Raw genomic sequence first — 18183 nt, forward strand, 5'->3', positions numbered from 1 at the left:
GATATTACAAAAGAGATTTTGATTTACTCAATAATCTTTCTGGGTGTATCCCGAAATTAAAATTCACTTCGAGCTTTTTTATTAAACACTTGTATTGGAATCAGTATAATATAAAAACAGACAGATTATAGTATCTGCCTGTTTTAATGGGGATTGCTTGTGTTTCAGATTGCTTTCTCCTATTAAAAAAGAGCAACCGATATATAAATATTGTTATGATGGAGATCAGAGTCAGGTCGGGATAAGTTTCTGGAGATATTTTTAGAGGTATATATACGGTACCCCATTTTTACTCTTCCGGTTCCGAGACCTCCTCCATAGAAATAATTTGTGGTAGAATTCTTTACTTCCTCTAATGCGTCCGACGTGGTGTCGAGATGAAAGTTGGCAGAAACTCCTCCTTCAAAAAAGAGTTCGAAAGTAGAGCTCAGATAAATATGAAATCTGGGAGCTAATGCAAAAGAAAGACTTTGATAGTCCAATGTATAATCCGTATTCACTGCAATAGGGTCTGTAGCTGTCGAGCTGAAAGTGGTATAGGTTCCTTCCAGGAAAAAACTTAAGTCTACCTTAGAGAATGGAATAAATGTCTCTATAAAAAGCCCATATCGTGCCGAATTGGTTATTTCATATAGCAACTCCATAGAGGTGTCGTTATGAGAAGGATGACTAAACTCATTAAAATCAATCCCTGCTACAACCCCTATTTTGGTCTGACTGATTTTTCGTTTAAAAATGTAATCAATTTTTGCTCCCTTGCATTGATTGTACTCTTTGAAATAACGCAATAAACTTCTAAGTGTGTAGGTAACCATTTCCGTTTCCTGATTTCCACAATTGATATATTTCTTCAGTTGTTCTCTGAATTTAGTATTCTCATTATGAATAATTTTCTCTCCTACTTTCTTGCTCTCATCTGGAGTATAGTAAACTTTATAAACTAATAATTCTGGGTAGAAGGTTTTTCCGTTAGTGTAGAAAAAACGATGTACTCCGTTTTTAGAATACTGAAATAAAGAGGCCTTACTTTGTAGAATTTGTCTCAGGTATATTTTTCTTATTTTTACATTAGGGTCTTTGGATTTTGTCGCCCGCCCGAGATTGTCTCCTGCAAGGTCAAACTCCAGAATATATCTTTTGAATACAAAATCCTGTCCTACTCCGAACTCTCTAATGTCTTCTATATCTCCGGTTTTAGTACTTGATGAGATATTTTTTTTCCATTCAAAGGAGGTAGGGGTATTCTTCCAAGGGAGTTTTTTGATCAGACACTTTGTTTTATTCCCATCGTTGTCTATAAAATACCCTGCTTCGTATAAGCTTTGTGCCGAGATAGTAACAGAAAAAAAGAAAGTTACTATGCATAATGTCAGTAGTTTCATTCAGTGAATTATGAGTTTGCGTTATGCGCAAATATAGCTTTTTTGTTAAAAAAAGAGAAGAAGTAAGGAAACTCTGTCGATTTATTATGGGGTTGTTTATCTTTTTGATTCTTAGTTTTTTAAATAAAAACATAGAATAGAAAGAAACTGGGATAAGAATGTTTTCTATAAATAAAGGACAATTCCCAGCTGTTAGAAGGTAAGGTGATCCCTACCTAACAGCTTCTTTTTTCCTTCTTTTCCAATCTCTGTAAAGCCCTGCGAATAGGCCAATACTTCCTATGATAAGACATCCTCCAAGCCAGAAAAATGGCTGGGGGCTATCGGTCCAGATACGATTGACACAAGTAAATGCAAAGAGCGCAATTCCTGTCAGTGTCCAACTGATATCTTTTTCTAACCGAATACTGTGATCTAATACAGGAGGACGATTGATGATAAGTTGTAATTCATTCCAGTCCCAAATGATAAGAAAAATATTGGCTAATAACATGCTTCCTGTTATGACTGGAGTATATGCAAAATAATAAGACAGGGTAATCATAAACACATTCAGGATGATAGGAAAATTGATAACCGCGCCTAATTTAGCATACCGCTGCGTCATTAATAATGCTCCGGCAATGAGTTGCCCTAGTCCTATAAACTTCCAGTACAATCCGGATTGATATAGGGTTTCAAAAAAATGCCAGGCGGTATTGATGGCATTTTCAGCCCCACTCTCTGAAGTAAAACGTTTTCCTTTTATTTTAACCAAACTCGCAAAGACAAAAGCCCCTCCAATTAAATAGCGGGTATATATAATGGCAATTTGAATCCAGCTTCTTTTTTTTAATGATTCCATATGCTTGGTATTTCGTAATGATAAGACCTGCTTTTTTCTTTAGGACGAAGGACCAGCTTATTTGTTACGAATTCTATTTATGCGAGAGGAAATTTACTTGTGATCAAAAAAAATGCTGTCTATTCAGTTGTTTCCTGTGAGGGATTCATTATGTGTTTATGCGATTTGGGATTTTCTATTCGGGTGATAACACCATTGGCCAGAAAAGTGTGATTTTTTTTCAACCGAACTATGGTATAGGTAATTTCGGGAGTAACAACAGGGAGGATGCGATTTATTTGTAATGGTCCTTCTTCTGTAAGTAATGAGCTGCCTTCAGTCAGCGGAACGACTTTAGAAAGATGGTATTCTTGTTGTGTTTTTAAGGGGGTGTAGGAAGACCAGGTATTCGAAACAGATAAAAAAGGATGATCACTGGTACAGCGAATACGTTTTTGATTAGAAAAAACAATATCAATAAGGTGTTCATGAGTAGCTGTAGCAATTTCTAAGACTTCTGATGCTTCATATTGATGAGTTTCCATATTGTAAGAACGAATACAATCTCCGGTTTTCAAGGATTCTATAGTTTTGACAGTGGCATCTTCCATGGTAATAAGGGTTCCTCCAGAAAGACAGTGTACATCTAAACCGTCAAAAAAGAGCTCTGAAATAACGGTGTCTTCATATTTCAAACCTTTGTAAACAGAAAGAATTTCAAATCGAATACTCCAGTCACCTTTTTCTTTTAGTTTTTCAAAATCAGAGCGGTCTGCATGACCTAATGGGGTAGGCAGGGTAAAGGACTGTAAAGCATACACGTCTTTTAAATGCAGTAGAGCATAAGGTACTTGGTTGACGTACATTTTTAAAGATTTGACCCGGCTGTTATTTTTCCAGGCTTTTTTGCTTTTTACATATCCATTGGCAATTCGTATGGTCGTAACTCTGGGGTGTTCGGCTTTGAAGCGTACATCGATGTATTCTCCAATTCCATCTCCGTCAACTCCTTCTACCCAAGCAGTTTGGTAACTGAAATCGGTTAGGTTTTGGGTAGCATAGGTGATATTGGAAGAAGCTTTTAATGCAGAAGAAGTTTGTACCTCATAGGCTCCTGCACCACAATACCAACTACATCCATCTCCTTCGGTTGCCCACATACTACTATAGGTTTCATCGTATTTTTCGAACAGGGATTGCTCTGCCACTGATAGGTTATCCCAGTTTTTAGTACCTTTTTCAATAGCATCGAGTAAAACTTCTCTTTGTTTCCATTTTTGTTGTACTTCAGTTCCAAAATCAAATGGCATATCCACAGTTGCATGCAGTTCGGGGAGTTGTCCATAGATAAGTGTGTGACAGCATAGGACAAGAAGAGAAAGATAGGTTTTCATAGGTGTTATTTTCGATTGATTTTTTGTTTATCTCATTTTTATTTAAAAAGGTTCTTCTAAATATCAAAAATAAAAATGAAAGAAAGAGGGAGAACTGTTGATCTTTTTTTCGTAAGATCTGTCTTTTATTCGTAGAGTATCTCTACGATATCTCAAATTATTTCGACGATAATATTTAGATAGGGCGACCGAATATTTTACTTACTGAAGTGGATTTTAAATATGCATAGATAGGTCCTGAACTAACTCTCGTTTCCTGATATTATAGTGTACTTGCACTAAAGTGGTTTATCAATTTGGCGTCTATATGCGTAGACAACTTTAGGTTGTAATTGTAAAGTCAGGATTATAGATCAGACCAATTATATTACCCCAGGGATCTATGACAGTAGCAGTCATTAATTCCCCACCGACATTAAATGGAGCTTCTTGGCTGGTCGCTCCTAATTGGAGGAAATTCTCATAGCTTTGTTGAATGTGGTTGACCCCCCAGTACGATATAACATTAGCTGTTTTTGGGGAAGCATCGATCTCCTCTGGTTGTAACCCTAGTTCATACCCTCCTATATTAAATCCAACATAATAAGGTTCATCAAAATAAGGAGAAACTCCAAATGCTTCAGTGTACCACATTTTTGCTTTGTTGAGGTCATTAACTTTATAAATAGTTGTTCTTAATCCGAGAATGGCTGTTTGATTCATAGGTGGTATCATTGCTATTGAATATAGTTGTTTAGAACGAATTTCATATTTGGGTTATAAGAGGTATAGTGTAATTAGCACATATTACGAATGTACTAAAAGAAGTTGAAATCGATACGAGTCAGGAAGATGTTTCGGAAGAAGTGGTTGAGAAACTGACAGACAGATGTGATGGAAGAAAACTACTGTATAATATTTCGTATCTGATAAAAGAAGCGTTCTATCAGGCGTAAATCTTCTGTGACAATGGCAGCAGTTCCTTTCATTTCCGGTTTAAAAAGAATGTGATTTCCGTAGGTGGTTTTTAGCTCTTTTGGCAAGGAGACTTCGATATGATAATGTCCGTCTTCATCAGGGATCTGAGAAATAGAATGTACTTTCCCATTTAATTCTCCGAATTCATCAGCGGGATAATTCGTAAGCTGTATGAGTACTTTTTGTCCATTTTGAATTTTTCCAGAGTTGGCAGGAGGAGCTTTTACCTTGCCGATATAGGAAGTGTTGATTTCAGGAATGATACTACATACTACATCTCCTGTGTGTATGGTCTGATGTGTATTCCAGGAAGAAGGAAAAGAAACGGTACCAGTAATAGAAGATTGCAGTGCATATTGTTTTTCCCAATCAGTGATTGCTTTTTTCAGGTACAAAAATGATTGGATGGCTTTTTTACGGATTGTATGATCGCTTTGTGTTTTTTTTATAGCAGTATCTTCCAGATTTTTTTCGGCAGTACCGATAAACTCTCTCAATTGGGAAATGGAGGTTTGTATACTTTGATAGGCGCGTTCTGCTTGTAATAAATCAATTTCTTTTTGTTCTTTTTCTTTGGCAGAAATCACTCCTTTATTGAATAAGGTTCTGCTCCGCTGAATATCCTTTTTTTTGAAATTGAGTTCTCGTTTGTTGAGTTCTTTTTGGGATAGTACGATTTGTAACCGACCTTTGGCTTCTAGAAGAGACATGCTGTTTGCGGTTTTTTCTACAGCAAAAGGAGTGAGTTTTTTATGGAGTATATAGTCAGAATAATCATTCTCAAACTGTGAATAACTCGTCATAATGTCTCCTAAAAGCATAGGGGGAAGTTTGTCCAGAGGAAATGAAAAATCCTGACGATACATATCAATAGTGTCAACAACACTTTTGAGGAGCAATACATCTTTATAGGAAGCGCTGTTTTCAACAACTGCCAGTAGCTGATGTTTACGAACATGATCCCCTTCATGTGCTAAGAGTACATCGAACTGACCACTGGATCTGGCATAGATTTTTTCTGGGGGGAAGGAAGTAGTGATTGTTACTTCTGTATTGATTATATCCGGGTATTTAATAAGCCAGGAAATACCTAGGATCATAAGAAGAAGAATGAGTAATAAGGTATTTCCCCAAAGAATCATCCAATTGGGGACATGGGTTAATATTTCCTGAACTTCTTCGCTTCGGATTTCTCTATGTTGATTTCTCTGTGGCATAACTACTGATAAAAAGAAGAGGGGATTTTTTCCCTCTTCTAAAAAAGTGGATTAATAATTTGGTAAAAGATTGAGGGAACAAACTCAACCTTTTTTAATAAATAAAGGCTTTAATTTCCTTCATTATATACACACAACCAAAAAGATTAATCACATAATACTAATCTTGGTTTTGTTTTCTTTTTACAAATACATTCCAAGGAACCAGGGTCTTCGTCACAAGCATCAGAAAACGCCATGCTTCCTCCTTTAATTTTCTTTTGATCAGTATGGTGTAATACTTTTCCTAGGGCTAAAATGTTTTTTTTCATGTTTTTCATGTTTTTAAATTAATAAATGGGTGTACTCGATGATCGAGTTGTTAATGTTTCGAAGTCTTTCCTCGAAATTAAAATTCATATTTTATAATGTCTGGTGCAATCGCACTGAAATGGTTTACTATCTTATGAGGATTGTTTAAAGAATGTTTCAAACCAATACCATAGAATAGTAGCTTGTAGTTATGGGACATTAATTCAGTATTACTGTTTTAGGCATTGTAGGACCAACAGATGGAGCATCAGCCCAGCTGGCGGTACCACAACTGTCACAACACCATCGATCACCTGCTTCATGCAGGAAATTGATTGCTTGTGCTCTGCTGAGTCCAACTCGTCTTAATCCAGAGTTGGCACTGTAATATTGACATGTCCCTCCACCATTGATGTGTTGTTGTTCTGTTTTACTTAATACTCTTCCGAGATTTGTTAAAGATGTTTTCATAAGTGATAAAATAGTTGTGATTTAATTATTAATATTAATCGAAAATAACTCTGGGTTTTCCATCTCCCTCTGTTGGAGCATTAGCCCAGCTGGCAGTACTGCAACTATTACAACACCAGTGATCTTCAGCGTTATGTAGCAGTCCTTTTGCTTCTTCCATGCTGAGTCCAACTCGTCTTAATCCAGAATTTGCACTATAGTATTGGCATGTTCCTCCACCATTGATGTGCTGCTGTTCCATTTTATTTAGTATTCTACCAAGGTTTGCTAAGGATGTTTTCATAAGTAAAAAAATGTAATTGTATTCCCTGAACTATATAAGACACTCAAGGAGTGTGTCTGTTGTTTTATTTCCCTAGATTTAATTGATTTTTGACCAGGTGATAATAATTTCCTTTTTGTGAGATAAGTTCATCATGTGTTCCTTTTTCGATGATTTTTCCTTTGTCTAAAACCACAATTTGATGGGCATTTTTAACGGTGCTTAATCGATGCGCGATGACGACTGCCGTTTTGTTTGCAAAAAAGGTGTGTAGTTTCTCCATGATGACTTTTTCATTGTTTGCATCCAGTGCAGAAGTAGCTTCGTCAAAAAATAAAAACCGGGGATTTTTATAGACAGATCGGGCAATTAACAGTCGCTGTTTTTGACCAGTACTCAATCCATTTCCTTCAGTACCGATTTTGGTGTTATAGCCTAAAGGAAGGGTATCAATATATTCTCCTATATTGGCGACATCGATGGCGTGGGCTAATTTTTCTTTGTCGACATAATCTTCTCCTACAGCAATGTTTTTGGCAATGGTGTCATTAAAGATGTAACCCTCCTGCATCACGACCCCGCAGTGGTTTCTCCAGGCTTTTTGAGAAATGTTCTTAGTATTGAAATTCTGAATGGTGATTTCTCCTGCCTCTACTTGATAAAAACCAAGAAGCAGTTTCATCAAGGTAGTTTTTCCACTTCCGCTAACGCCTACAATTGCCGTCGTTTTATTTGCAGGAATTTCCAGAGAAAGATCTTTGAGAACAGGTTCTAACCCCCCTGTATATCGAAAAGAGATATTATGAAGATTGATGGGAGCATGTTCAGGAATATGTGCGATTTTTTCATCTTCAGGTTTTTCTTCATCTTCCATATGATGAATTTCTCCTAACCGATCCAATGAAATCTGTGCATCCTGAATGTCTCTCATGAAACCGATAAGTTGTGTAATCGGACCATTTAATTGTCCGACGATATAACTGATTGCCATCATCATTCCCAAGGTAATTTCCCCATCGATTACTAACTTGGCAGAGAGAATGGTAATCAACATGTTTTTTAACTCATTAATAAAATTGGAACCGACACTTTGTGCTTGTTCCAACGCCAGACTTTTGGTAGCTACCCTGAATAAATTTGCCTGTACATACTCCCAATTCCAGCGCATACGTCTTTCCGCATTGTGAAGTTTGATCTCTTGCATTCCATTGATTAATTCAATGACTTTACTCTGCTCATCACTCACCTGAGAAAAACGTTTGTAATCCAGCTCTTTTCGCTTTTTGAAAAAGAAGAGAACCCAGCCAAAATAACTTATGCTGCCCAATAAGAAAACACTCAGAATTTGCAGACTGTAATACCCTAATACAAACCCGAAAATTAGCAGATTAAAAAAAGAAAATAGTACAGTTAATGAGGAGGTAGTGAGGATTCGTTCGATACGTTTATGATCATTAATTCGCTGTAATAAATCGCCTGTCATCCTTACATCAAAATAGGAAATGGGGAGTTTCATTAACTTAATGAAGAAATCAGAAATTAACGAGATATTAATTCGGGTGCTGAGGTGTAAAAGAATCCAGCTTCGAATGATTTCTAGAGAAGCTTTTCCAATAAAAAGAAACAGTTGAGCGAATAGAATGAGATAGATAAAGTTGATATCCTGATTTTTTATTCCCACATCCACTACGTTTTGAGTGAGAAAGGGAAGAATTAATTGTAATAAGCTTCCTGCGAGTAAGCCAATTATTAATTGAAGAACGAACTTTTTGTATTTATATACGTATTTGAATATAAAGGAAAAGCCAAACTTCTCATCCTTGTCAAAAGTAGATTGATAGAACTTCGGGGTCGGTTCTATTAATAAGGCAATTCCTTCTTCTGTATGTGTATCTGCATTGTTTCCTATCCAATGTTGAATGAATTCTTTTTGTGTAAAACGAAGAAGCCCATGGGCGGGATCTGAGATATAAACAGTGCCTTTTTTTATTTTGTAAAGTACTACATAATGATTCTTATTCCAATGTATAATACAGGGAAAAGGTGCTTGCTGTAGTTTTTTGAAAGAAAGTTGGATTCCCAGTGATTTTAAACCAATTGATTCAACAGCTTCACTAAGACCTAATAAACTGCTTCCTTCTCGGGTGGTCTCGCTCAATGTTCTTAGCTGTTGAGTATTAATAACCTTACCATAATGCTTGGCGATGATTTTGATACAGGTAGGACCGCAATCTTTGGCTTCTGTCTGTTTATAATTAGGAAATGTTTTCAAAAAGTAAGGGTTAATATAAATAGCACTAAATTATTCTAGTAAGCAGTTGTTTTGGTAGTTAGTATCGTGGCAAATACATGTTTTTTTAGCTAAGGATGTATATGACTATCTGATTAAGAAATTAAGAAAACACTACTGAGAAAACTATAATTTCCTCAGTAGTTTTGGTAATCAGATGTTTATTTAGGGTTTATGCTCTTACACAAGCAAAATTTCCTACGCAAACATATCCACCAGGACAAGGACTATTGTCATTACAGAAATCTGGGTGATCTCCTCCTGTAACTTGTTTTTGTTCTCCTTTACTTAATGTTCTTCCGATGTTCATTATTGATTTTTTCATTATTGATTTTTTATAAATTAAATATTGATTGTTATCAGTTATTAGCAGCTGGCACAGCAGTATCCAGTAACTCTTGATTCGTTGTGGTATAACCATCTTGCATCCTCTACAGAGTATCCAGACATCCATCCTACCTCTGGATCATAGATTTGGCAGCTCCCTTCATGAGTAAAATCTGCAAAACCACCTGTAACTTGTTGTTGTTGTGTTTTAGTTAATGCTTTTCCTAAGCTTATGATTTGTTTTTTCATAATTTGTTTTTGAAAAAAGTATTTTTGCGGTGAACCTTTAAAGACACTCACCAGTATGTGTCTATTCTTCGCGAGAGAATATGGTTACACAAAGCCCATAAATGGGCTTTGTTGTTATTGTCATGAATCTACAGCAGCGTTCGCTAATTCTTCTATAAAAAACAGCAGATCTGTCCGTTGGTATTGCTTTGGATAAGCTTTCCCGTTTAGCAAAAGATGTGGAGTGAAATTGATGTTGTGTTTGGTACACCAGGAATAAGCGGCTTCAAGGACGGCACGATAGGCTTTTTCGTTACTGCATTCTCCCCATTTTTTTAACCATTGTGCTGCTTTTCCATTTTCATAGATGTCAGTCATTGCTTCTAAGCAGCTAATGGTTCCTTCTTCTTTATAGAGTTCTAATAAACGGGTTGTTACTTTTATTGGATTTTGATCTGGGGAAGTAGTATTAATGTTAAATCGGATAATAATTTTTACATGTGCTCCGTATTGTTTTAAGATATCGTGTATCTGAGTATGTACAGATTTGCAATGCCCGCAAAATGGGTTTGTAATCACAACAATTTCTAGGGAAGCCTTAGGGTTTCCAAAAATAATTTCTTTCTGATCTGGTAATTGGGTGTTAATTTGAGGAGACTGTTGTAACATCGTCTCAAATAAGGTGATATTCCTCTTGAATTTTGTGTTGCTAATATTTGTCTTGCGCAATTCATGAAGTTCGAAGAGTAAGGGCTTTATATAGTACCATGCGGTAAATGTAAATAGTATGATAATTGTATATACTGCTATATTATGGATGTTCCATGAATGAGAGAAAGGGGGATTGATGATTGCTAATATGCCCTGACACCAAAGGACACCAACCAGACTCAAACACAATAAACACCATTTCTTAACAACGAAGTATTGATAATAGATAGAATAGCATGTTATCGGGATAGCTAATAAGCTAAGGAGGTAAGAAAGGGAAGGAGTTTTGAATTGTATGGCTGTTGCTATCGTAAGGCTACAAAAATAAAGGAGACTGATATCACTTAATTTATATCCATTGATAAGGGTCGCTCCTTTGGAGCTTAGGACTGCATCACAGTCTTTTTTATTGTTGTTAGAAGAGCAGAATACTTCTCCTATAGTGGTATGAATCCCTAGTTCCTGTTTTACAATAGTTATGCTAATAAAAAGCCCGATTATAGCTAGGATTAAATAAGAGAAATGAATAAAAGAAAATGGAGGGGAAATTATGAGATATACACTGAGAATACAGACAAAACTGATAAGCAGTGTAGGGAATAAAAAGGTAGATTTGGGTTTGGTAACCTGGTTTTCAGGCTTTTCTACAGCAACTAAAATTCCTGTGAATTTTTTTAGAAACTCATTATGGGAAAGCACTTGCTTTTTTTGATGATTGAGATGAATGTGTTGTTGTTTTTTTTCTGCGAATACTAGTTGAGGTCCTTGTTTATCCTGTATTTGAGCAATAAAATAGTTCGGTAGCTGTAATAACGTTTCTATATCTGTAGGGACTTCTGCGGCAATATTCTCTATATTAAAATGAGATAGTACTCCTGTTATAGCATGTAAACTAGGATAAGAAGGATGGCTCTGAATCTGAAAAGTCAGCTCTTTTTTATCAAATGGGATCTTATTTTTCTTGAGCAAGCTTACTACCAGAGCAATGAGTGAAGTTTCCAATGTATTGTGTTTTTATCTGCTGTTTTGTATAAATGGATTGAAGGAGTGTATTAGGAGTTTTTTTAAGAACATCAACCTAATACACCTCCAATCACCTCCCTAATTTTATGAAACGAATGACCTTATTACTTAAGATTATTATCAAAATTTGGGAATGAAAGCGTTACCAAATTTTTAATAATCTTTTTATCAGAGAGGTTTATAAAACTATTTAGAAAGTGTCTTTTAAAAAAGAAAGTGTTGTGCTTATTCATAAATAAACATGTTTTTAGTTGTAGTTATTATGTTGTTTTTTAGTTGGTTATGTGTTTTTAAGAGTGAGGAGGAATGATCTTGCTTTTTTATAAATAAGGAAGTAGGAATTTATTAATGATCAGTTTTTTGAGGAAAAAAGAAGTTGTTTTTTTATAGTTCATACATCTTGTATTGTTGTTCATGACTTAAATATGTAGGTTGCTGTCATTGCCTGTTTCCTTGATAGGATTTCTTATACAAATTTGTAGTGTAAGCAAGAGAGAATCATTTGATCAGGCAGCTGCTGATTCTTGTTGGTTACTGAAGATCATATAGCGTATATCAAATTATAAATCGACAGGAGATTTTTCCGTGAAATTTGAAATTAAGAAATGGATATGATTGATAATTATAAAAGTAGAATCTTTAAAAAAGAATGTGTATGTCAAAAGTAAAGAAAAGTGATTTGCAGGAATATGTAGAAGATCAGGGAGGGTCTTTAGTAAAACTAACCAATGGAAATTACAATATTCGTAAAGGAGATAAATCGATCAATATAGGGAAACCGGATAGTAGCAACAAATGGGCGGAAGCGCAATTGCGAAGAGCTTGGGGGGATGCTACTGGAATCCCAAAGCCAGATTGGCTATAATGCTTGTGTTGTTGTGCGAAGAGGAGGTCCTGATACATCCTCTTCGTTTTTCCATTGAACTTTAACAGCGTTGATAAGATCAGATCTCAAACGTATATTAGGGATAACTATAAATCCGTTTTTTTGATAAAAAGTGATGGGAGAACGATATGGACTACCATCCTGTTTTTTGTCCTCATCATGATCAATAGCCCACCCGTTTAACTCCAACCTGTTGTTTTGGGCTAATTGTAGTAATTTACGACCATATCCCTTCCCATGAAGAGAGGTGTCAATAATCATGACAAACCATCTTTTTTCCTCTCGAATGAAATCAGTATACCATCCTTTTATTCGATCCTTATCGATAAGTAACCTGTATATAGGGTCAATAAGGGAATTGAGATATGTATCAAAATCAGACATATCAGCATAGGCTAATTGCTTAGGGTATTCTTTGTTCCATAACTGATAAATTTCTTTTTTATGTATCGAATGAAGGCTGGATGTTTCTTGAATTTTAATCATATTTAGAAAAAAGAATAGTTAAACGATTCTATAAAAATAATGTTTCGGCTACATAATAACTCAAAGTCTCAGAATCAATTAACATTTTTGTTGAACTAACAACAAAATCCCTAGAAGACACTTTTGTTTGAGCTCCAGAATAATAAAGTCAAAATAATTTGCTGTCAGGTTAATAGCGTATTTCTTCTTTGCTATAGCACTTAAATTCATGACTGTAATTTTACTCAAAAAAATAACCGTATTGGTACTTCATTAGCTTATGTTTAGAAAATAAAAAGGTTTCGAATTCTTAAATTTTAATAATATCGGACATCGGTTTTATAAGTCCTACCTAGTTTTGGCTATAACTAATTACATATCGGTCTATTTGTAATTTGATGTTTTCGAGGACCTCGCTTCGATCGTTTTTCATGCAACCGATAAGTTTTTTATTTGTCAATGAAATGTAACTTTTAAAAACGTAGATTAATATGAATACACGTCATAGGATTAAAAATTTAAAAAGATGTTTTTTAATCGTATCAGCGATTTTGTTTACAGCTTGTCAATCTGATGATGATCGACCTCAGCCTGAACCAGAAAAAACTATAAATGGCTTTTGGTTAGCCGAAGATAAAGGATATGTCATAAAGATTACGGACACAACAAAAGTGTTATATGGTATAAACTCTATTGGATGTACAGTTATAGAAAAGAATTTTGTGCCAGAAGAATCTTGGGGGATACCACTAAATTTAGCTAGTCCAGACAAATTGATAGGAGTTGCAGCACTTAGTGCATCTGATATTGAGTTTAAGAGGTTGTCAACTCAAAATGAATTTTGCCTCCCTGATCAGCTTGCTAATACCAAAGATCCAAAGATTAATTTTGATCATTTTTGGACTATTTTTAATGACTATTATGCTTTTTTTGAAACAAGAAATGTGAACTGGTCGCAATACAAGAACCTAAGAGAACAAGTGACCTCAGAGAATTTTTATAATATTCTAGAAGAATTAGTTTTTCTATTAAAAGATGGACATGTAGGGATTGATGATGAAGCTAATAATATTGATATTAATGCAGGCTCTCCTGATTTGATTTCTAGATTAAACTCCAGTTTAAGTGGAGATTTAATTATTCAATCCGAAGAAGTTTATAACGCACTTTATAATCAGAAATTACAAACTATAGCTACAAAGTACTTAAATAATGAGCTTAAAACTGATGAAAAAGGAAAGATAGTATGGGGGATGATTGGTAATGATATTGCATATATTAATATTTTGGGGATGGAAGGATATAGCACTGACGCAAAAAGTGAAATGGATGTGTTGAATTCAGTATTAAACAAAATGATGAGTGACCTTAAAGATGCAGCTGTTTCAAAATTAATAATTGATGTTCGTTTTAATGGGGGAGGATATGATATGGCTTCTGTGAATATAGCTTCTCGATTTTTAGATCATGAACGACTGGCATTTTCTAAAAAAGCAAAATTAGGAGACAGTTTTACAAAAAGTGCATCAGTATCGATGGCACCCAAAGGTGATTTTCAGTTTACGGAGGATATAGTGTTATTAACAAGTCCTTTGACAGCCAGTGCAGCAGAGGTTTTTACACTTTGTATGAAAGATTTACCCTATGTAACCTTAGTTGGTGATAATACAAATGGAGTTTTTTCAGACATTTTAGTCCACAGGTTACCAAATGGAGCCTCAGTAGCATTATCTAACGAAGTGTATAGTGATGCTAATGGAAAGGTTTATGAAGCAATTGGTGTTGGTCCAGATGAGGAGAATAGAGTTCCATTATTCTCGAACGATGATTTCACTAATGAAAAAGATAGTGCGATAGAACGAGCAATCTCATTGTTAAAAAACTAGAGGATTTCCGATATTAGATAAAAAACCTCCTGCTAAATTTTTAGCAGGAGGTTTTGTATATGAATAAGCTCCTTCTTTTATGAAGTTACAGCGGGAACTGCCGCTACTTTCTTTTTACCAAATCGTACTTTGATACGATTGACAATAAAGAATAATGAAGGAACAATAATCAGTGTTAAGAAAGTGGCAATAATTAATCCATAGATTACGGCCCATGCCAGAGGTCCCCAGAAAATAACATTGTCTCCTCCTAAGTATATCTTAGGATTAAATTCATTAAACAAGGAGAAGAAATCGATGTTAAATCCAATTGCCAGAGGGATTAGACCTAATACGGTAGTAATTGCTGTAAGTAATACAGGACGTAGACGAGCTTTTCCTCCTTTGACAATAAGTTTCAATACTTCTTCATTAGGAAGTACTTCGTCTTCTTTGAGGTTGAGCTCCACTTTTTTACGATCGATCAGTAATTGGGTATAATCAAGCAATACAACTCCATTATTAACTACAATTCCTGCCAGTGATATGATTCCCATCATGGTCATCATAATAACAAAAGAGGCTCCGGTAATTAGAATTCCTCCGAATACTCCAATAAAACTAAGGAAAATCGCAATCATAATAATAGTAGGCTTGGAAATAGAACTAAACTGGAATACTAATAAAAGCATAATCAATCCTAATCCTGCAAAAAAGGCTCCCATCAGGAAAGACATTTGTTTGTTCTGTTCTTCAATTTGACCGGTGTAGTCGATTTTCACTCCTTTAGGAAGCGTCGTGAAATTCGCCATTTCATTCTGAATTTGAGAAACAATAGCTCCTGCATCTGTATATCCGGGTTGTAGTCCGGAATATACGGTTACTACTCGTTTCGCATCTTTGTGTTTGATCGCACTAAAAGAAGAGGTATTGCGCTGAGAGGCTACCGCAGAAACCGGCACTTCTATAATTCTTCCCGAATTTGGATCTCTAAAAGTAACTGATTGATTAAACAGAGCACTAGTGTTATATCTATTCTCTTTATTAAAACGAACGTAGATATCGTAGTCTTCTCCGTCTTTTTTATATACTCCTGCTTTTTCTCCAAAGATAGAGCGTCTTAACTGATTTCCTACTTGTCCGGCTGCAACTTGTAATTCTCCGGCTTTTTCACGATTAACCACTACCTGCATTGCCGGCTTTCCTTTGTTTACATCGATCTTTAATTCTTCAATTCCAGGGATATTTTTAGTATTGATGAAGTTACGCATTTCTTCTGCGACGTTAACTAATTCATTATAGTCAGGTCCTTCGATCTCTATATTGATCGGATATCCAACAGGAGGACCTACTGGATCTTTTTCTACAGAGATAGCGACTCCCGGATATATTCCTTTTAAGGCATCTTGTACTTTTTGACGAAGCGCTTCCGAATCTTTCCCATTTCTATACTTGTACTCTCTCATGGTAGCAGTAATCTTACCTTTATGAGGCATTTCGGCATTACTTCCTCCGTCTGTTTGTGGATTACCGGCCCCTTCTCCTACCTGAGATACAGCAGATTCCACCAGGAAATTATAATCAGCTCCTTCTATGTATTCTTTGTTGTTAAGAACAGCATATACCCGTTGTTCAATTTCTTTGGTGATTCGGTTTGTTTTTTCGATATCGGTTCCTTGCGGATATTCGATATATACCATGATTTGATTCGGTTTGTTATCCGGGAAAAATTCAACTTTTGTTCGTTGGCTACCAATGGATGCACCAAACATGGCAAATACAATAAATAGAAGTGCAAATGTACCGACGACAAAAGCATACGCTCTCCACCCTTTTAAGGCGAATGTAAGAAAACGTTGGTAGAGGTTTTCGACCCAAACCAGTGTTTTTCGTTGGAAAACATTGGCCATTTTTTTAAGGAAATACTTATATACCCAAAACATAATGGCAGTAAATATCATTAAGGTACCCAGAGCGCGAACATCTCCTCCTATGAAGAGGATAAGAGTTCCTGTTCCAACAAGAATGATACTTAATCGAATAAGTTGTTTCGTGGAAAGTACTTTTTCTCCAATTTCCATAAACTGTGATACCAGCATAGAGTTGATAAAGATTGCAACAAATAATGAAGAGCCTAATACTACGGAGAGGGTAATAGGAAAATAGATCATAAATTGTCCCATTACACCAGGCCACATTCCCAGAGGAACAAAAGCAGCAACAGTAGTTGCGGTAGAAATAATAATTGGAAAAGCAATCTCTCCAATTCCTTTTTTAGCAGCTTCAATTCTGGACATCCCTTCTTCTTCCATTAGGCGATATACATTTTCTACTACTACGATACCGTTGTCTACCAGCATTCCCAGTCCCATAATAAGTGCAAAGAGAATCATAGTGTTCATTGTGTATCCTAAGGCTGATAAAATCATAAAGGACATAAACATAGACATTGGGATAGCAAACCCTACAAAGAGTGCATTTCTAAATCCTAAGAAAAACATTAATACTCCAACGACCAGAATGATTCCGAATATGATATTGTTTACCAAATCGTTTACCTGATTAATTGTTTTGGCAGATTGATCATTGGCTACTGTGATATTCAGATCGTTAGGAAAAACATCTTCTTTAGCGGTGCTTAGTCTTTTGGTGATTTTTTCCACAGCTTCTACCATGTTTTTTCCAGAACGTTTTTTGACATCAAGCATTACTACGCTTTCTCCGAATTCTCTGGCATAGGTAGTCTTTTCTTCTTCCTTAAAAGATACCTGAGCAATGTCCCGTAGGTATACCGCACCATTATTGGACTTCACTACGAAGTTATCCAGATCATCCGGATTGACAATTTCTCCTAAAATTCGGATGGTTCTACGTTGACCACTGCTGATCATATTTCCTGCCGACATGGTTAGGTTACCATTTCTGATCGTATTGATAACATCATCAAAACTTACTTGCGCAGCCATCATTTTGTAGATGTCAACGGCGACTTCTACTTCTTTTTCCTGTGCACCTCTAATGTCAACTTTTTTAATTTCCGGGAGATCTTCAATTTCATCCTCTAAATATTCAGCATATTCTTTGAGTTTTTCTACCGGGTAATCTCCCGTAATATTTATGTTCATTATAGGGGTTTCCTCAGATATACTGAGATCGAAGACATTTGGTTCTACTTTAGCTCCGTTAAAAGTAGGCCAATCTTCATTGGCTTTTTCCGAATCTACTTCGTCTTTTACCTTTTGCTTGGCCTCAGGAACGCTAATATCTTCGTCAAATTCTACAGTAATGATCGCATAGTCTTCCTGAGAGGTAGATAAAATCTCTACGACATTACTTACGTTTTTTAGTTTGTCTTCCAGCGGGTCGACAATTAATCGTTCTATATCTTCAGAGGTGTTTCCCGGATAAGGAACACTGATATATATTTTGGTCTCATTAATTTCGGGAAAGTTTTCTCTGGGCATCCCGAAGTAGGCTGAAAGCCCCAGGACAAGAAAAATTCCCATCATCACATAGATGGTTGTTTTATTGTCTATTGCCCAGGACGATAACCCAAATTCTTTATCTACTTTTTTTTGATTGTTTTGCATA

General features: G+C 35.7%; 16 protein-coding genes. 2 read left to right on the forward strand and 14 right to left on the reverse strand.

The features are described from left to right. Window positions 1–182: 182 nt before the first annotated feature. The 12 genes from HN014_RS08915 to HN014_RS08970 all read right to left on the reverse strand — a co-directional run bounded on the left by HN014_RS08915 (window position 183) and on the right by HN014_RS08970 (window position 11355). The gene (locus tag HN014_RS08915; RefSeq protein ID WP_176028534.1) at window positions 183–1382 is read right to left on the reverse strand and encodes a hypothetical protein; all 1200 of its coding nucleotides are present in this window, start codon (window positions 1380–1382) and stop codon (window positions 183–185) included. A 211-nt stretch (window positions 1383–1593) separates the two neighbouring features. Then, on the reverse strand, window positions 1594–2226 hold the full coding sequence (locus tag HN014_RS08920) for a hypothetical protein (protein ID WP_176028535.1): 633 nt from the start codon (window positions 2224–2226) through the stop codon (window positions 1594–1596). A gap of 119 nt (window positions 2227–2345) precedes the next feature. Then, entirely contained in the window at window positions 2346–3599 is a 1254-nt protein-coding gene (locus HN014_RS08925; protein ID WP_176028536.1) for a Hint domain-containing protein, read from the reverse strand. A gap of 321 nt (window positions 3600–3920) precedes the next feature. After that, window positions 3921–4301, reverse strand: coding sequence for a VOC family protein (locus HN014_RS08930; RefSeq protein ID WP_176028537.1), 381 nt, complete (start codon window positions 4299–4301; stop codon window positions 3921–3923). Between the two features lie 182 nt (window positions 4302–4483). Further along, entirely contained in the window at window positions 4484–5773 is a 1290-nt protein-coding gene (locus tag HN014_RS08935; RefSeq protein ID WP_176028538.1) for an HlyD family secretion protein, read from the reverse strand. A gap of 146 nt (window positions 5774–5919) precedes the next feature. Next, on the reverse strand, window positions 5920–6084 hold the full coding sequence (locus tag HN014_RS08940) for a hypothetical protein (RefSeq protein WP_176028539.1): 165 nt from the start codon (window positions 6082–6084) through the stop codon (window positions 5920–5922). A gap of 199 nt (window positions 6085–6283) precedes the next feature. Beyond that, the gene (locus HN014_RS08945) at window positions 6284–6535 is read right to left on the reverse strand and encodes a hypothetical protein (RefSeq protein WP_176028540.1); all 252 of its coding nucleotides are present in this window, start codon (window positions 6533–6535) and stop codon (window positions 6284–6286) included. A gap of 34 nt (window positions 6536–6569) precedes the next feature. After that, complete coding sequence (locus HN014_RS08950; RefSeq protein WP_176028541.1) at window positions 6570–6818, reverse strand: hypothetical protein; 249 nt, start codon at window positions 6816–6818, stop codon at window positions 6570–6572. 64 nt (window positions 6819–6882) lie between these two features. After that, window positions 6883–9069, reverse strand: a complete 2187-nt coding sequence (locus HN014_RS08955; RefSeq protein WP_176028542.1) for a peptidase domain-containing ABC transporter — start codon at window positions 9067–9069, stop codon at window positions 6883–6885. Window positions 9070–9259: 190 nt separating this feature from the next. Next, complete coding sequence (locus HN014_RS08960; RefSeq protein WP_176028543.1) at window positions 9260–9412, reverse strand: hypothetical protein; 153 nt, start codon at window positions 9410–9412, stop codon at window positions 9260–9262. 41 nt (window positions 9413–9453) lie between these two features. After that, window positions 9454–9663, reverse strand: a complete 210-nt coding sequence (locus tag HN014_RS08965) for a hypothetical protein (protein WP_176028544.1) — start codon at window positions 9661–9663, stop codon at window positions 9454–9456. A 120-nt stretch (window positions 9664–9783) separates the two neighbouring features. Next, entirely contained in the window at window positions 9784–11355 is a 1572-nt protein-coding gene (locus HN014_RS08970; protein ID WP_176028545.1) for a thioredoxin domain-containing protein, read from the reverse strand. 676 nt (window positions 11356–12031) lie between these two features. Here HN014_RS08970 and HN014_RS08975 point away from each other — a divergent pair. Next, window positions 12032–12241, forward strand: a complete 210-nt coding sequence (locus HN014_RS08975; RefSeq protein ID WP_176028546.1) for a hypothetical protein — start codon at window positions 12032–12034, stop codon at window positions 12239–12241. Here HN014_RS08975 and HN014_RS08980 read toward each other — a convergent pair. Continuing rightward, window positions 12236–12748, reverse strand: a complete 513-nt coding sequence (locus HN014_RS08980) for a GNAT family N-acetyltransferase (RefSeq protein ID WP_176028547.1) — start codon at window positions 12746–12748, stop codon at window positions 12236–12238. The genes HN014_RS08975 and HN014_RS08980 overlap by 6 nt on opposite strands. 470 nt (window positions 12749–13218) lie before the next feature. Between HN014_RS08980 and HN014_RS08985 the strand changes: the two genes are divergently transcribed. Further along, window positions 13219–14613, forward strand: coding sequence for a S41 family peptidase (locus HN014_RS08985; RefSeq protein WP_176028548.1), 1395 nt, complete (start codon window positions 13219–13221; stop codon window positions 14611–14613). 77 nt (window positions 14614–14690) lie between these two features. On the opposite strand, the gene HN014_RS08990 is transcribed toward HN014_RS08985, so the two are convergent. Then, complete coding sequence (locus HN014_RS08990) at window positions 14691–18182, reverse strand: efflux RND transporter permease subunit (protein ID WP_176028549.1); 3492 nt, start codon at window positions 18180–18182, stop codon at window positions 14691–14693. Window position 18183 lies beyond the last annotated feature (1 nt).

This window comes from Aquimarina sp. TRL1 (assembly GCF_013365535.1).
Lineage (GTDB): Bacteria > Bacteroidota > Bacteroidia > Flavobacteriales > Flavobacteriaceae > Aquimarina > Aquimarina hainanensis.

What these genes read in the sequence shown, in the direction of transcription:
- HN014_RS08940 (WP_176028539.1), bottom strand. Translation starts at nt 6,084, where the DNA reads ATGAAAAAAAACATTTTAGCCCTAGGAAAAGTATTACACCATACTGAT.
- HN014_RS08965 (WP_176028544.1), bottom strand. Translation starts at nt 9,663, where the DNA reads ATGAAAAAACAAATCATAAGCTTAGGAAAAGCATTAACTAAAACACAA.
- HN014_RS08980 (WP_176028547.1), bottom strand. Translation starts at nt 12,748, where the DNA reads ATGATTAAAATTCAAGAAACATCCAGCCTTCATTCGATACATAAAAAA.
- HN014_RS08935 (WP_176028538.1), bottom strand. Translation starts at nt 5,773, where the DNA reads ATGCCACAGAGAAATCAACATAGAGAAATCCGAAGCGAAGAAGTTCAG.
- HN014_RS08915 (WP_176028534.1), bottom strand. Translation starts at nt 1,382, where the DNA reads ATGAAACTACTGACATTATGCATAGTAACTTTCTTTTTTTCTGTTACT.
- HN014_RS08990 (WP_176028549.1), bottom strand. Translation starts at nt 18,182, where the DNA reads ATGCAAAACAATCAAAAAAAAGTAGATAAAGAATTTGGGTTATCGTCC.
- HN014_RS08930 (WP_176028537.1), bottom strand. Translation starts at nt 4,301, where the DNA reads ATGAATCAAACAGCCATTCTCGGATTAAGAACAACTATTTATAAAGTT.
- HN014_RS08925 (WP_176028536.1), bottom strand. Translation starts at nt 3,599, where the DNA reads ATGAAAACCTATCTTTCTCTTCTTGTCCTATGCTGTCACACACTTATC.
- HN014_RS08985 (WP_176028548.1), top strand. Translation starts at nt 13,219, where the DNA reads ATGAATACACGTCATAGGATTAAAAATTTAAAAAGATGTTTTTTAATC.
- HN014_RS08920 (WP_176028535.1), bottom strand. Translation starts at nt 2,226, where the DNA reads ATGGAATCATTAAAAAAAAGAAGCTGGATTCAAATTGCCATTATATAT.
- HN014_RS08960 (WP_176028543.1), bottom strand. Translation starts at nt 9,412, where the DNA reads ATGAAAAAATCAATAATGAACATCGGAAGAACATTAAGTAAAGGAGAA.
- HN014_RS08950 (WP_176028541.1), bottom strand. Translation starts at nt 6,818, where the DNA reads ATGAAAACATCCTTAGCAAACCTTGGTAGAATACTAAATAAAATGGAA.
- HN014_RS08975 (WP_176028546.1), top strand. Translation starts at nt 12,032, where the DNA reads ATGTCAAAAGTAAAGAAAAGTGATTTGCAGGAATATGTAGAAGATCAG.
- HN014_RS08945 (WP_176028540.1), bottom strand. Translation starts at nt 6,535, where the DNA reads ATGAAAACATCTTTAACAAATCTCGGAAGAGTATTAAGTAAAACAGAA.